This is a genomic window from Burkholderia sp. COPS, from assembly GCF_019425585.1.
In the GTDB taxonomy this organism is placed as follows: domain Bacteria; phylum Pseudomonadota; class Gammaproteobacteria; order Burkholderiales; family Burkholderiaceae; genus Burkholderia; species Burkholderia cepacia.
Genome location: NZ_WIXR01000002.1, coordinates 18002 through 31948 on the forward strand (window position 1 = coordinate 18002; position 13947 = coordinate 31948).

Here is a 13947-nt window from a genome sequence, read left to right on the forward strand (position 1 = left end):
CGGGGTTGCGGGCTTGGGGGATGATTCGTTCGCCCTTCCGGGAAGCGGGCATGCTCCTGGCCGCTTCGCGGGGGAGTTGACGCCGCGCTTCGCAACGCGACCGACATCGACGACATCGACGCGTAGTGCGTCAGCGCTTGAATATGACCGGATCTCGAGGCTCCCGGTCGACCATGACCTGCGAACTATTTTCAGAACAGGCGTAATTTTCAGAGAAATAGTCATTCGTACCGGTTCGGGTTTTGAATGATTGGCGGGCTTTATTCAATTCAAATATCAACCGATGAATCAAATTATCGAGCAATGGAAGCGGCCATGCTCGTGGCCCCGAACGCGAAATGCCGGGATCGATCATTCACGATCGTCAAGCACCAGAATCCGCGTTACTTCAGGGTTGACGAGCGAAGCAAGCGGGAATGGGTGATTCGATGCCGCGAATCAAAAGATTAACAATGAGAGACGTTTATTTTTTCGGTTTTTGCGGATAAGGTTCGACTCGGTGAAAGTGATTTGTCAGAAAGCATGGTGATTGTTTATTGCTTGCCGCGGTTTCATTCGACCGCCGCTTTCGCCGATCAGCATGCGCGACGACGCGTCGACAGGAATCTCTTCGCGGAATCTTGCGACAGGCTCGATGTGCGCATATCCGTTTCGACATTCATGCCATGAGAGGGCTCATGAACAAGAACATCCGCAGCTACGTTGCTTCCGTCATGCCACGCGCGCTGGCCGGTGTCGCACTGCTGGTCGCGGCGGCCGGTGCGCACGCGCACGGCCGTTTGACCGAACCGCCTTCGCGCATCGTGCTGTGCACGCAAGGCCAGAATCCGAACTGCCCTGTCGACGCGTGGCACGCGAACGCGATGGAGAACGGCAAGTTCTTCCCCGCGACGCAAAGCGGTCTGTCGGACCCGTTCGCGCCGGACGACGCGAAGAATGCCGCGCCACCGAAGGACGGCGAAATCGCCGGCGCCAGCACGAATGGCCCGCTGCCCGTGCTGAACGAGCAGTCGCCGGGCCGCTGGCAGAAGATCCCGCTGCGGCCGGGCGCGGTGCAGAATTTCAAGTGGGAGTTCAGTGCCGTGCACAAGACGCGTCGCTGGAACTACTTCATTACACGCGCCGACTGGAACCCGTCGGAAAAGCTCACGCGTGCGCAGTTCGAGCCCACGCCGTTCTGCACGATCCAGAATCCCGGCCAGCCATACTGGGACCCGAACGCGAACCTGGTGCCCCAGCAGCCGACCATTCACGCGTGCCGGCTGCCGGTGCGTAGCGGCTACCACGTGATCCTTGCGGTCTGGGAAGTCGCGGATACGGCGATGGCGTTCTATCAGGTCGTCGACGCGATCTTCACCAATGGCGATACGACACGCAGCCCGTTCTGATACGGCCGCGACATGACGCGCCCGGCGATGCCCGGCGCGTCATGAGATGAAGAACCCGCGTGAGGGACGCGGTGGGCGGCACTCACACGGCGGCCGGCTTACCCGGCGACCACCTGGTTGCGGCCGCCGGGTTCGATGGATGCATCAGGGTCGGCAGCCAATACGATGAAGCTCGATCGCGTCCCTTGAATTTCGTTGATTTGAACAATCAGCCAAATGGCTGCGGAATATCCGGTTGAATTATCGAATGGCGATAATTGCAATATGGCCATGCGATCGCGTGAATATTTCTGGTTTCGATATGGGTGAAAATACTCGATTCAAGGGTTGATGCCTGACGATTATGTAGTATAACCAAACGAAACGCGGGCGTCGGATTGAAGCATCACTACATCGGTCGGTGAAAGACCAGTGTCTGCCGCCGCGTGGCAGGCCCGCTATCCCGGGCCTGCGTGACGGCTTCACGTACCGCCTGCATCGCGCTTGTGACGGACATCCGGACTTGCGCGTAAGTGGCGTGCACACGCTTCACCAGCATAGACCGAAGTCGTCGTTTTTTCCGTCGTAGATATAAAAAACAGAATCAATATAGGAATTGGTTTCAGGTGGCAATTTGTAAGGTTGATTTCTTTTGAATTCGACCTGGGCGCAGCTTTGTCGATCGAAAGGGGAAACCACCGGTTGGATGGGCCCCAAGGCTGATCTGGTCGCGATATTGATTTGGTAGTCGGTATCAATGATGCCGACGCGTGCCGTCCGCGTGACGTGGCGGATTTCCGTTACGCCTGCGCGGGCGGAGCGCGTCTTCCTGACATATTCCCCGGCATGTATGGCGTGGAAGACCGATGCCGGTAATGCGTATAACGCGATGAGGGCATGAAAATGAAGAGCAACCGATCCGGAATCATGCAGCGATCGACCTTGAAGGGCGCGCTGGCGCTTCTGTTGGCATGGTCGTCCTTCGGCACTGGCACCAGCACCGCCGCGGCGGCCGGGACGGGTAACGGCACGGCGCCGGCATTCGTTTATAGCCCGTACAAGGACGCGACGATTTCGATGAACTGGAACACCAACGTCATCTCGTCGAACGTCACCGGTCAGATGAGCCCGGTGCTGTCGGTGCTGCCGGCCGGTGTCCGCACGCTGACGCTCGCGTTTGCGACCGGCGAATGCGGCAGCGAGAACTGGGCGGGCGTCGACGGCGGCGCGCTGGCGGCCGCCAATGTGCCGCTTTTCACCGCGGCCAATGTGAATTACGTGATTTCCACCGGCGGCGCGGCCGGTATGTTCACGTGCGGGACGGATGCGGGCATGGCGGCCTTCATCAATCGTTATGCGTCGAACAACCTCATCGGGATCGACTTCGATATCGAGGGCGGGCAGACACAACAGGTGATCGACGATCTCGTCCGGCGCGTGGCAGTCGCCCAGCAGAATTATCCCGGCCTGCGCTTCAGCTTTACGCTCGCGACGCTGGCCCCTTCTCAGCAGGGCGCGACCACGGCCAGCTCCTGGGGCGCCAGCGCTCCCGACAGCTTCAACGTGTATGGAGACTGGGTCATGCAGGCGATCCAGGCGCACGGCCTCAAGAACTACACCATCGACCTGATGACGATGGACTACGGGGCGGCGGGGGCGGGGAACTGCGTGGTGGCGAACGGCACCTGCCAGATGGGACAGTCGGCGATCCAGGCGGCGATGAACCTGCACGATCACTGGGGCGTACCGTACAGCCAGATCGAGCTGACGCCGATGATCGGCGGCAACGATGTGAGCGGCGAAACCTTTACGCCGGCGGATGCGGACACCGTTGCGCAGTTCGTGAAACAGAACGGCCTCGTGGGTGTCCACTTCTGGTCGTTCGACCGTGACGTCGATTGCCCGCCCGGCGCCGCATCGTCGACGTGCAACTCCATCGGCGGCGTCGGTACGCTCGGTTATACGAACCGGTTTGCCAACGACCTCGCGCCCGGCAATTGAACGAAGCGGGGGCAGTGCGTCGGATCGGTGTCGGCTTCTGCGTCGACCGTACGTTCAAGCCGCGGCGGATCGCCCTTTCGGCTTGGCGAGGTGTGCCAGCCCGAGGCCCTCGAGCACCTGCGCCTGAATCGAGGCCGCTTGAGCGTTGAGGGCGTCGGCGCCGAATGACTCGCCCACGATCAAACGCGGCGGACGAGTACCGTTGGCTTGTGCGACAAGCTGCACGATCGCGTCGGCGACGTCGTGCGGGTTCGGCGCGTGGTCGCTCGCGAACAGCGCCATGAGCGTCTCCACCATCTTGTCCGGAATCGCACCGGCCTCGCCGTAGCCGGGTACGCGCGCGGCGTCGGCCGGCCGCTGCGCGCTGGCGAAAATATTCGTCGGATAGTTGCTGGGTTGAACGAGAACGACGTCGATGCCCGACGTCGACAACTCGTAGCGGTAGCTGTCGGTCAACGCTTCGAGCGCGAACTTCGATGCGCCATAGAGTCCGAAGAACGGAAACGTCACGCGGCCGAGTATCGAACCGATATTCACGATCAGGCCTTCGCCCTGTTTTCTGAAGGTCGGCAGCACCGCCCTCGACGTTCGCTGGATGCCGAACACATTCACGTCGAAGAGCGCCTGTACCTGCTTTGTCGTGAACGCCTCGGAAATACCCGCTGATCCGATACCTGCGTTGTTGACGAGGACGTCGAGATGCCCGGCATTTTCCAGCACGGAAGCTACGCCTCGCTCGACGGACGCATCGTCCGTCACATCCAGTTCGATGACGTGCATGCCTTTCGCTTGAAGGGCATCGGCATGCGGCCGGTTTCGGCCGGCGATGTCGCGCATCGACGCGAATACCCGGTGCCCGGCCGCCGAGAGCGCTTCTGCAGTGTCGCGGCCGAAGCCGCTGCTGGCGCCGGTTATCAGAATGGTTTTGGACATGTCGAGTGTGTTCCAGCAAAACAGGGTTGGAGAGCCGCAACCGAATCAGCGCGAGCGCGTCCGATGCGATCGAGATGAAATGGACGATGTCATTCGAGAAATCTTCGCCGCATTGCTGCGCAGTCTAGGTTTTTCACGGAAAGCGGGCTATAGTCGCAAATGACATTAATAGATGTGTTTACGACATGAGATTGTCCATTCTGGCGCTCGAAGGGCTGTTCGACACCGGCCTGACGGTGTTTTTGGATACCTTCGCGATGGCCAACGAACTGGCTGCCGCTCAGGGCTTCGCCGCGCCGCCCTTCGACGTCGAAGTGGTCGGCGTACGCAGACGCATCCGTACCGCGCACGGACTGTCCATGCTGGCGGAGCCCGCAAGCAGCGCACGCCATGCCGACTGGGTGGTCGTGCCCGCGCCCGGCATCAGGCAGCCGGAGCGCCTGATCGAGGCGCTGGAGCGTCCGGACATGTGCGATGCCATGGCGCACCTTCGGGCGTGGCATGCCGATGGCGTCGGCGTCGCCGCCGCTTGCATCGGTACGTTCGTGCTGGCGGAAGCCGGGCTTCTGGATCATCGCGAGGCGACGACCACCTGGTCGCTCTCGCCCTTCTTTCGGCAACGTTATCCTGCAGTCGATCTGGACGATTCACGCATGGTCGTCGCCGCGGATCGCCTGGTGACGGCGGGGTCGGCCATGGGCCATCTCGACCTTGCGCTGTGGTTGCTGCGTCAGGCGAGTCCCGAACTGGCCACGCTCGTTGCCCGTTTCATGCTGATCGACAAGCGTTCGTCACAGGCCGAATACATCGTTCCGGATTACCTTGCCCATGCGGATCCGCTGGTCGCTCGATTCGAGCGATGGGCCCGCGAGCATCTTTCCACGGGTTTTTCGCTTCAGGCGGCGGCCGCCGCATTGGCCGTCGGACCGCGCACGTTGCAGCGCCGTACCGAGGCGGTACTTGGGAAGTCACCATTGGCGTTCGTCCAGGATCTCCGCATCGAACGGGCGCAGAATCTCGTGTCGATGGGTTACGACCTGGAGACGATTGCGAGCGAGGTCGGCTACGCGGATGCGGCGACGTTGCGGGCCTTGTTGCGCCGCAGGCTCGGCCGTGGGGTCCGGGAATTGCGTGCCGGCAATCGGTAGCGTCCGGCCTTGAAAAGCGGTGTTGCCGTACGCTGCGAAGGCAGCGCCAAGGGGCCGCGGGCGCCGCCGGAACGGCGCTAGCGTATGCCGGCGCGGCCGTGAATATCCGTCAGTTCGACCATGAAATCCAGGAACGCCCGCGTCTTGGCCGGCACGTGATGCCGGGATGGATAGTACGCATATAACGGATACCGCTCGTCGGCCCATTCGGGAAAGAGATTGATCAACCGGCCGTCGGCGATCAGCGGCTCGGCACCGAGCAGCAGCATCTGTGCAATGCCGGAACCGGCGAGGCACGCGCCGAGCAGCGCGCCCGGATCGTTGACCGTGAGGCGTCCCCGGGTGTCGACCACGATGCGTTTGCGCCGACGATGGAATTCCCAGGCGAACGGCTTGCCTGTCTCCGGGTTGCGAAATTCAAGGCATCGATGGCTGCGGCTTTCGAGATCCTCGGGTTTGGCCGGCCGTCCCCGGCGAGCGATGTACGACGGCGCCGCGACCGTCACGACGCCGGTATCGAGCAGCTTTCTCGCAATCAGGCTGGACGATCGCGGTTCGCCGAATCGCACGGCGAGGTCGAAGCCATCCATGACGAGGTCGCCCAGGCTGTCTCGCGCGATGAGCTCGATTTCGAGGTCGGGATGCGCGTCCATGAACGCATCGAGTCGTTGCCCGAGAATGGCCCGGTAAACGACGGGATCCAGGTTGATTCGCAGCTTTCCGCGCACGACGGAGGCGCCGCCCGCGGCCGCCGCGGCTGCTTCCTCCAGCCCGGCAAGATGCGGCATGACCTGCTCGTAAAACCTGCGGCCCTCTTCGGTCAGCGACACCGACCGCGTCGTCCGATTGAACAGCCGGATGTTCAGCCTTCTTTCCAGTCGCGCAATCGCTCGACTGACGCCCGGCGGCGTCATGCCTATTACGTCGGCCGCAGCCGCAAACGTGCCGGCATCGACCACGGCGGCGAACACGCTGATGCTGCCGGACAGTTTCTCGCTACTGGATCTCATGGTTGTTCGAGTGCATACGGTGGCGGATCGCGGGCGACCCACGGAAGGCCGACACGCCGACGCCGGATAGCGCGGCCATGGCGGTCGTCTGCGTCGATCATGCCGAATTAGTGACGCGTTGTCACTTATCTGCTTCCATCCATGTCGTTTTGTTTCGCTCGATGTTTGGCCAGAATGCGACCGACGTATTCACACACGGAGAACGAGCATGTATGCGATAACAGGCATCACCGGCAAGGTCGGCGGCGCATTGGCCAGCGAACTGCTGGCCTCGGGGCGGTCGGTGCGCGCGGTCGCGCGCGACGCGACGCGGGCAGGGGCGTGGGCGGCGCGCGGGTGCGAGATTGCGACCGCTTTCATGGAAGACCCTTCGTCGCTCGCCGCCGCGTTCACGGGCGCTGCGGGCGTTTTCATCCTGCCGCCTTCGGAGTTCGATCCGGAGCCCGGGTTTCCCGAGGCGCGGAAGGTGATCGAGGCCGTGTCCGCGGCGCTTCTGCAGGCGCGCCCCGAAAAGGTCGTTTGCCTGTCGACGATCGGTGCGCAGGCTGACGAGCCCAATCTGCTCACGCAACGCACGCTGATGGAACAGGCGCTGCGCGAGATGCCGATGCCCGTGACGTTCCTGCGGCCCGGCTGGTTCATGGAGAACGCCGCGTGGGACGTCGCGTCCGCGCGCGACGATGGCGTCGTCGCCAGCTACCTGCAGCCGCTCGACAAGCCGGTGCCGATGGTCGCCACCGCGGACGTAGGTCGCGTCGCGGCAGAACTGCTCCAGCAGACCTGGCGCGGTGTGCGTGTCGTCGAGCTCGAGGGCCCGCGCCGCCTGAGCCCCGACGATCTTGCACTCGCCTTCGCTCGCGTTCTGGGGCGGCCGGTGCGCGCGGAAGGCGTCGACAGGCGAACGTGGGAAGCGCTGTTCCGCGCGCAGGGCATGAAACATCCACTACCCCGCATGCGCATGCTGGACGGCTTCAACGAAGGCTGGATCGATTTCGAAAGTAATCCGGAAGAAATCATGCGCGGGCACATCGAACTGGATGCGGTTCTCGGCGAGCTTGTGTCGCGTGCGGTCTGAGTGAATGCGGTGGGCGACGTGTGGCGCGTTTGTGCCACGCGCCAACGATGCATCGTCGCGGTCGAACGACTGCCGGATTCCGTTTCGATCTTGTGTCGTGATTGTCGCTATTAATGTCATTTGTGACTATGGATCAGGCCTCGTCGCGAGTCTAGACTGCGAAGCATTTCCGGCATCCGCAGATCTCTGCCGCACCTTCTGTTCGACAAGGCCCATCCGATGACATTTTCGCCAGAACTTCACCTGCTGACGCTCACTGCCGTCGCAACGCTGCTGATGTGGATTCCGTACATGCTGGCCAGGATCACGACGCGTGGCCTGATGGCGGCCCTGAACAATCCCGATCCGTCCCGTCCGCCCGATCCGCCGTGGGCGGAACGCGTACGTAGCGCGCATGCGAACGCGATCGAGAATCTCGCCGTGTTCGCCCCGCTCGTGCTGATGTGCGCGATGACGGGGGCGAGCGGCCCGGCGACGGTGTTCTCGGCCAAGCTCTATCTGGGTGCCCGGTTGGTTCACTACGTGGTCTACGCCGCCGGCATTCCCGTGGTTCGCACGATCGCTTTCCTGGCCGGCTTCGCGGCGACGCTCACGTTCGCTGTTGCGTTGCTCGGACACGCGAGCTAACCCCACGCACTTGCGTTTCACTTGCCCGCTTACTTCAGAGGTCACCATGAAATCGACTCCCGGCAACATCCTCGACACGATCGGCAACACGTCACTCGTCCCATTGCGAAACGTTGTCCCGAAGAACGGCGCACGCCTTTTCGTCAAGCTCGAAAGTCAGAATCCAACCGGCAGCATGAAGGATCGGATCGCGCTCGAGATGATCGAAGCTCCCGAGCGGGATGGGCGTCTGAAGCCCGGCGGCGCAGTGGTCGAATACACCGGCGGCAGCACCGGCGTGTCGCTGGCGCTGGTGTGTGCCGTCAAGCGGCATCCGCTGCATCTGGTTTCATCGGATGCGTTCTCGAAGGAAAAGCTCGATCACATGCGCCTGCTGGGCGCGAAGCTGACGCTCGTCCCCAGCGACAACGGCAAGCAAACCGAGAAGCTGACGAAGGACATGATTCGCGAAGCGCATCGAATTGCCGGCGAGACGGGCGCATACATCACGGCGCAGATGGAAAACACCGATCAGCTCAACGCCTACACGAAGATGGCCGACGAGATCTGGGAGCAGACCGGCGGCCGCCTCGACGGCTTCGTCCAGAGCGTCGGCACGGCTGCGTCGCTGCGCGGGATTTCGCGGCGCTTGCGCGAACACGATGCACGCATTCGGATCGCCGGTGTGGAACCGGCCGAATCCGCGGTACTGTCGGGTGGCCCTACCGGCGCGCACAAGATCGACGGGATCGGCGCGGGTTATGTCGTGCCGCTTTGGCGCGACGGGATTGCTGACGAGCTCGAGCGTGTCTCCACGGAGGAGGCGAGAGCCATGGCGTTCCGACTGGCCGCCGAAGAGGGGTTGTTCTGCGGTACGTCGACCGGAGCCAACGTAACTGGCGCATTGCGACTCGCCGAACGGCTTGGCCGGGACGCCACGATCGTGACGATCATGTGCGACACCGGCATGAAGTACCTGAAGTCGTTCGCGCCAACGACGGGCTGACGGCCATTCGTCGTAGCCGCATCGTTTTGCATCGAGACCGGTTTCGTCATGCGCAGCAGGTGAACGACGGTCAGCGCGACCGGCACGGCCGGCACGACGCTGATGATTCAGTGGCGGGCATCGCACCGTGCTGGCGGGAAGGCCCCGGGTTCACTCACGTCCACCTCACGCATGGATGATGCATCGCTCTACTGACCGACATGAAAGGATTCCTGATAATAAAAAGGTGGAGCGAATGAAAAGGGACGGCGTCTGCGACGCGGCCCTCTACCGTTGATCGACGATCGACCGGTGCCGCATCGGGATGCGCGTGCGACGGCGGACAGTCGTTACGGTTGGTCGGCGGCAGTGCGTCGGCTTCGGTATCGGCATCGATCGGTTGCCGGCGGACTTCGGTGCGCGTGAGCGACGCCAGCGTGGACGGTGTGAAAGTCAGCGGGCCGAACGGCAGGGTCGGTGCCTGTTATTAACCTATATAGATCCGGCCATTGGCGGATTTGGCCCGCAGCGTATTCAAAGTGATGCGCAAGTGATGCTTGCCTTTACCGCGCGATTCTCTTCGCGGCTATTGGGGCCATCCTGATCATCGTGACCCGATTAAGCGATTAATGGCACGTAATCGAATCAATCACGTGGAAAGTTACGCTTTGCTTTTCAGAATAAAAAATGTGTGATTGAGTAACATTGATTGCGTCTATTTTAAATCACGCGCAGGCATTTTCAGGCACGACATAATTCGGTTCGGCGGCGTACAATTCGCTGCGAAACGGCAATGCCGTGACAAATTCATCATTCCCCCAAATTCCGTTGAAACCAGTTGGTTTGCTCTTGATCGCCATTTGCATGGTTGCCGGGCACAGCTAGCGCCTGTCGCGCACGCCCACAGCAGCCCGAATGCAGAATGACCCCCCAACCGATACGACAACTCGCCCCGACACATGGCGACCGTCATCGACACCAAGGAAGCAAGATGCCGACATTCCAGGTGATGTTGAAGATGGCACTCTACGTTTCGCTGGTCCTGGCCACGCCAGGCCCGACAAATACCTTGTTGCTGTCCTCGGGAATCAGGGTCGGCTTCCGGCAATCGTCGCCGCTCCTGGTTGCGGAGGCATCGGGCTACGGCTTCGCGATATCCCTGTGGGGTTTCTTCCTGGCGACCTTCGCGGCCACGCGGCCCTGGCTTTACGATGTGCTGAAGCTGGGGAGTTCAGCCTACATCTTCTATCTCGCCCTGCAGCTATGGAAAAGCCCGCACCTTGACGGCATCCGGTCAGGCACCATCGGCTTTCGCGACATGTTCGTCGCGACGACCATGAACCCGAAGGCGTTGTTGTTCGCCACGGCGATCTTTCCCCCGCAGGCGTTCGTATCGGTTCCGTTTTATCTCTGCTCGATCGCGGTCTTCACGGTGCTCGCCGTGACGATCGGTTCGATGTGGCTTGTGGTCGGCGGCGTCCTGACGGCGCGCCGTTCGCTGGCCACCCATACCGGAACGCTGCTTCGCGGCGCGTCGGTCGTGCTGGCGATGTTCGCGGGCACGCTGGCGTTTTCCGTACTCAACCGCTAAGGCCTGTCGGGTAGCACCCCTCTCCTCGCCGGGTGCGGGTCGAATTCGCCGAAACACGCAAGGGTCGACATCATTGTTTCGAAAATGGTGGCGACCTCATTCGTTTCCCGTTAATTGGGTAGTTCGTTTATCGTTTTTATACAATAAATTGATGCGTTTGCTAAAAATGAAATGATTGATTTTTAAAAATGTGAATGTTCGTGTGGAAAATATCTCGTCGATATTTTATGGATTGAATATTTCTTTGGGGCAATGAAAATTGATATGAAATTTTGCGAGGTGTGCCGTCGTGAACGCTGTTAAGGTGTGTCCGGCAGGTTACGCGAACGGTATGAAAAGCTTCGGGAATCTGAAGTTTCATGTGAATTCGATGCGCTAATGGCAATTGCCGCATCGGCAAGCCAATCCATTCCCGGTGCGTTACCGGACGATTTACGCGTTCAGCTCGATCAGGCGGCACTATCCCTTCAGGTTTCAAATCCTATGAGAACCGTGTCATGAGCAACCCGATCAAGAATATCGTCATCGTGGGCGGCGGCACCGCGGGCTGGATGGCCGCTTCGTACCTCGTCCGGGCGCTCCAGCAGCACACGAGCATTACGCTCGTCGAGTCCGCGGCGATCCCCCGGATCGGCGTGGGCGAGGCGACCATCCCGAGTTTGCAGAAGGTGTTCTTCGACTTCCTCGGAATACCGGAGCGGGAGTGGATGCCCCAGGTGAATGGCGCGTTCAAGGCCGCCATCAAGTTCGTGAACTGGAGGAAGTCCCCCGAGCACGCACGCGACGATCATTTCTACCACTTGTTCGGCACCGTGCCGAACTGCGACGGCGTGCCGCTTACCCACTACTGGATGCGCAAGCGCGAACAGGGCTTCCAGCAGCCGATGGAGTACGCGTGCTACCCGCAGCCCGGGGCGCTCGACGCCAAGCTCGCACCGTGCCTGTCCGACGGCACCCGCCAGATGTCCCACGCGTGGCACTTCGATGCGCACCTGGTAGCCGACTTCCTGAAGCGCTGGGCCATCGAGCGCGGGGTGAAACAGGTGATCGACGAGGTCGAGCAGGTTCACCTGAACGAACGCGGTCACATCGCCAGCCTGTCAACCAAGGAAGGACGGACGCTGGAGGCGGACCTGTTCATCGACTGCTCCGGCATGCGGGGGCTGCTGATCAACCAGGCGCTGAAAGAGCCCTTCATCGACATGTCCGACTACCTGCTGTGCGACAGCGCGGTCGCCAGCGCCGTGCCGAACGCCGATGCGCGCGTGGGAGTCGAGCCGTACACGTCGGCGATCGCCATGAATTCGGGGTGGACCTGGAAGATTCCGATGCTGGGCCGGTTCGGCAGCGGCTACGTCTTCTCCAGCAAGTTCACGTCGCGCGACCAGGCCACCGCCGACTTCCTCAACCTCTGGGGCCTCTCGGACAAGCAGCCGCTCAACCAGATCAAGTTCCGGGTCGGGCGCAACGGGCGGGCGTGGGTCAACAACTGCGTCGCGATCGGGCTGTCGTCGTGCTTCCTGGAGCCGCTGGAATCGACGGGAATCTACTTCATCTACGCGGCGCTTTACCAGCTCGTGAAGCACTTCCCCGATACCTCGTTCGACCCGCGGCTGGCGGACGCATTCAACGCCGAGATCGTCCACATGTTCGACGACTGCCGGGATTTCGTCCAGGCGCACTATTTCACCTCGTCGCGCGACGACACGCCGTTCTGGCTCGCGAACCGGCACGACCTGCGCCTCTCGGATGCCATCAAGGAAAAGGTTCAGCGCTACAAGGCAGGATTGCCGCTGACCACCACGTCGTTCGACGATTCCACGTACTACGAAACGTTCGACTACGAATTCAGGAACTTCTGGTTGAACGGAAACTATTACTGCATCTTTGCGGGCCTGGGCTTGCTGCCCGACCGGTCGCTGCCGCTCTTGCAGCACCGGCCGGAGTCGATCGACAAGGCCGAGGCGATGTTCGCCCGCATCCGGCGCGAGGCCGAGCGTCTGCGGACGAGCCTGCCGACCAACTACGACTACCTGCGGTCGCTGCGCGACGGCGGCGCGGGGTTGTCTCGCAGCCAGCCCGGGCCGACGCTCGCGGCGCCGGAAATCCTGTAGTGGAGCGCACCCTCGACCGCGCATGCGCATTCGCGGCGACGCACGCCGCGGTGGCGGCTTGCGATCCGCTGCGGGCGCGGGCACTCGTTCTGCAACTGCCGGGCCTGAACCGCCAAAAGGACGTGCCTGGCATCGTCGGCCTGTTGCGCGAGTTCCTCCCGGTGCGGGGCGTGCCCGCCGGCTGGGGCTTCGTCGAAGCCGCCGCCGCGATGCGGGACATCGGGTTCTTCCTGGGCTCGCTCAAGCGGCACGGCCACGAGCCCGTGGACGCGGTGCCCGGGCTCGAGCCGGTGCTGCTCGACCTGGCGCGCGTGACCGGCCTGCCGCCGCGCGAGACGCTCCTGCACGTGACGGTCTGGAACCCGGCGGCGGCCGACGCGCAGCGGAGCTACACCGGGCTGCGCGACGAAGCGCACCTGCTCGAGAGCGTGCGCATCTCGATGGCGGCGCTCGAGGCGGCCATCGGGATGACCGTCGAGCTGTACGACGTGCCCCTGCGGTCGCCGTCGTTCGCCGAAGGGTGCGACGAGCTGGCGGACTATCTCCACAAGATGGTCGAATCGATCGTTTACGCGTACCGCTATATCTCGGTGCAGGTCTTCTACGACGAGCTTCGGCCGTACTACGAACCGATTCGGGTCGGGGGCCGGAGCTACCTCGGCCCCGGCGCGGTGGAAATGCCGCTCTTCGTGCTCGAGCACGTGCTGTGGGGGTCGCAATCGGACCATCCCGGTTATCGGGAATTCAAGGAGACGTACCTGCCCTACGTGCTTCCCGCGTTCGGGGCGATCTACGCACGGTTCGCCGGGGCGCCGTCGCTCGTCGACCGCGTGCTCGGCGAGGTGCAGGCGGGCGGCGCGCGGGGCGAGCCCGTCGTGGCCGGGCTGGCGGCCCTCGACCGGGTCTTCGAGATCCTGCTGCGCTTCCGCGCGCCGCACGTCAAATTGGCGGAGCGTGCGTACGAAGTCGGGCGAAGCGGCCCGACGATCGGCAGCGGGGGGTACGCGCCCAGCATGCTCGGCGATCTGCTCACGCTCACGCGTGCCGTGCGGTCCCGCCTGCGCGCCGCGCTCGACGAGCCCTGACACCCGACGCCCGACGCGTGCGGCCATGTGTT

General features: G+C 62.4%; 14 protein-coding genes. 9 read left to right on the top strand and 5 right to left on the bottom strand.

The features are described 5' to 3' along the window. Nucleotides 1–130 precede the first annotated feature (130 nt). Nucleotides 131–355 carry a hypothetical protein gene (locus FOZ70_RS00700; RefSeq protein WP_219704749.1) on the bottom strand — a complete coding sequence of 75 codons (225 nt, stop codon included), beginning with the start codon at nt 353–355 and terminating at the stop codon, nt 131–133. Between the two features lie 358 nt (nt 356–713). On the opposite strand from FOZ70_RS00700, the gene FOZ70_RS00705 reads away from it, so the two are divergent. Then, nucleotides 714–1388 carry a lytic polysaccharide monooxygenase auxiliary activity family 9 protein gene (locus tag FOZ70_RS00705; RefSeq protein ID WP_059813583.1) on the top strand — a complete coding sequence of 225 codons (675 nt, stop codon included), beginning with the start codon at nt 714–716 and terminating at the stop codon, nt 1386–1388. Nucleotides 1389–1486: 98 nt separating this feature from the next. On the opposite strand, the gene FOZ70_RS00710 is transcribed toward FOZ70_RS00705, so the two are convergent. Then, complete coding sequence (locus FOZ70_RS00710; RefSeq protein WP_155638150.1) at nt 1487–1660, bottom strand: hypothetical protein; 174 nt, start codon at nt 1658–1660, stop codon at nt 1487–1489. 610 nt (nt 1661–2270) lie between these two features. Here FOZ70_RS00710 and FOZ70_RS00715 point away from each other — a divergent pair. After that, nucleotides 2271–3368: a glycosyl hydrolase gene (locus FOZ70_RS00715; RefSeq protein WP_219704873.1), complete on the top strand. Its 1098-nt coding sequence runs from the start codon at nt 2271–2273 to the stop codon at nt 3366–3368. Between the two features lie 54 nt (nt 3369–3422). Here FOZ70_RS00715 and FOZ70_RS00720 read toward each other — a convergent pair whose 3' ends face one another. After that, complete coding sequence (locus FOZ70_RS00720) at nt 3423–4301, bottom strand: SDR family oxidoreductase (protein WP_219704750.1); 879 nt, start codon at nt 4299–4301, stop codon at nt 3423–3425. Between the two features lie 185 nt (nt 4302–4486). Here FOZ70_RS00720 and FOZ70_RS00725 point away from each other — a divergent pair, with 185 nt between their 5' ends. Beyond that, complete coding sequence (locus FOZ70_RS00725) at nt 4487–5449, top strand: helix-turn-helix domain-containing protein (protein ID WP_021160476.1); 963 nt, start codon at nt 4487–4489, stop codon at nt 5447–5449. A gap of 77 nt (nt 5450–5526) precedes the next feature. Here the strand turns inward: FOZ70_RS00725 and FOZ70_RS00730 are convergent, their stop codons facing one another. Next, complete coding sequence (locus FOZ70_RS00730) at nt 5527–6459, bottom strand: LysR family transcriptional regulator (protein WP_219704751.1); 933 nt, start codon at nt 6457–6459, stop codon at nt 5527–5529. A 208-nt stretch (nt 6460–6667) separates the two neighbouring features. Between FOZ70_RS00730 and FOZ70_RS00735 the strand changes: the two genes are divergently transcribed. From FOZ70_RS00735 to FOZ70_RS00745, 3 genes are all read left to right on the top strand, one after another. Further along, a complete protein-coding gene (locus FOZ70_RS00735; protein WP_219704752.1) occupies nt 6668–7534 on the top strand; it encodes an NmrA family NAD(P)-binding protein in 867 nt (288 codons plus the stop codon). A 219-nt stretch (nt 7535–7753) separates the two neighbouring features. Beyond that, nucleotides 7754–8161, top strand: coding sequence for an MAPEG family protein (locus tag FOZ70_RS00740; RefSeq protein WP_219704753.1), 408 nt, complete (start codon nt 7754–7756; stop codon nt 8159–8161). 46 nt (nt 8162–8207) lie between these two features. Beyond that, the gene (locus FOZ70_RS00745) at nt 8208–9146 is read left to right on the top strand and encodes a cysteine synthase family protein (protein ID WP_219704754.1); all 939 of its coding nucleotides are present in this window, start codon (nt 8208–8210) and stop codon (nt 9144–9146) included. A 704-nt stretch (nt 9147–9850) separates the two neighbouring features. Here FOZ70_RS00745 and FOZ70_RS37885 read toward each other — a convergent pair. Further along, nucleotides 9851–9985 carry a hypothetical protein gene (locus tag FOZ70_RS37885; protein WP_258025508.1) on the bottom strand — a complete coding sequence of 45 codons (135 nt, stop codon included), beginning with the start codon at nt 9983–9985 and terminating at the stop codon, nt 9851–9853. A gap of 131 nt (nt 9986–10116) precedes the next feature. On the opposite strand from FOZ70_RS37885, the gene FOZ70_RS00750 reads away from it, so the two are divergent. From FOZ70_RS00750 to FOZ70_RS00760, 3 genes are all read left to right on the top strand, one after another. Further along, nucleotides 10117–10716 carry a LysE family translocator gene (locus FOZ70_RS00750; protein ID WP_059648763.1) on the top strand — a complete coding sequence of 200 codons (600 nt, stop codon included), beginning with the start codon at nt 10117–10119 and terminating at the stop codon, nt 10714–10716. 497 nt (nt 10717–11213) lie between these two features. Next, nucleotides 11214–12830, top strand: a complete 1617-nt coding sequence (locus FOZ70_RS00755) for a tryptophan halogenase family protein (RefSeq protein ID WP_059555332.1) — start codon at nt 11214–11216, stop codon at nt 12828–12830. Continuing rightward, entirely contained in the window at nt 12830–13915 is a 1086-nt protein-coding gene (locus tag FOZ70_RS00760) for a monodechloroaminopyrrolnitrin synthase PrnB family protein (RefSeq protein ID WP_059686234.1), read from the top strand. The genes FOZ70_RS00755 and FOZ70_RS00760 overlap by 1 nt, the downstream gene beginning before the upstream one ends. The last annotated feature ends 32 nt before the right edge of the window (nt 13916–13947 follow it).

Bases quoted from the DNA above. Each gene is read 5' to 3' on its own strand.
- FOZ70_RS00700 (WP_219704749.1), bottom strand. From the start codon at position 355: ATGATCGATCCCGGCATTTCGCGTTCGGGGCCACGAGCATGGCCGCTT.
- FOZ70_RS00705 (WP_059813583.1), top strand. From the start codon at position 714: ATGCCACGCGCGCTGGCCGGTGTCGCACTGCTGGTCGCGGCGGCCGGT.
- FOZ70_RS00710 (WP_155638150.1), bottom strand. From the start codon at position 1,660: ATGGCCATATTGCAATTATCGCCATTCGATAATTCAACCGGATATTCC.
- FOZ70_RS00715 (WP_219704873.1), top strand. From the start codon at position 2,271: ATGAAGAGCAACCGATCCGGAATCATGCAGCGATCGACCTTGAAGGGC.
- FOZ70_RS00720 (WP_219704750.1), bottom strand. From the start codon at position 4,301: ATGTCCAAAACCATTCTGATAACCGGCGCCAGCAGCGGCTTCGGCCGC.
- FOZ70_RS00725 (WP_021160476.1), top strand. From the start codon at position 4,487: ATGAGATTGTCCATTCTGGCGCTCGAAGGGCTGTTCGACACCGGCCTG.
- FOZ70_RS00730 (WP_219704751.1), bottom strand. From the start codon at position 6,459: ATGAGATCCAGTAGCGAGAAACTGTCCGGCAGCATCAGCGTGTTCGCC.
- FOZ70_RS00735 (WP_219704752.1), top strand. From the start codon at position 6,668: ATGTATGCGATAACAGGCATCACCGGCAAGGTCGGCGGCGCATTGGCC.
- FOZ70_RS00740 (WP_219704753.1), top strand. From the start codon at position 7,754: ATGACATTTTCGCCAGAACTTCACCTGCTGACGCTCACTGCCGTCGCA.
- FOZ70_RS00745 (WP_219704754.1), top strand. From the start codon at position 8,208: ATGAAATCGACTCCCGGCAACATCCTCGACACGATCGGCAACACGTCA.
- FOZ70_RS37885 (WP_258025508.1), bottom strand. From the start codon at position 9,985: ATGGCGATCAAGAGCAAACCAACTGGTTTCAACGGAATTTGGGGGAAT.
- FOZ70_RS00750 (WP_059648763.1), top strand. From the start codon at position 10,117: ATGCCGACATTCCAGGTGATGTTGAAGATGGCACTCTACGTTTCGCTG.
- FOZ70_RS00755 (WP_059555332.1), top strand. From the start codon at position 11,214: ATGAGCAACCCGATCAAGAATATCGTCATCGTGGGCGGCGGCACCGCG.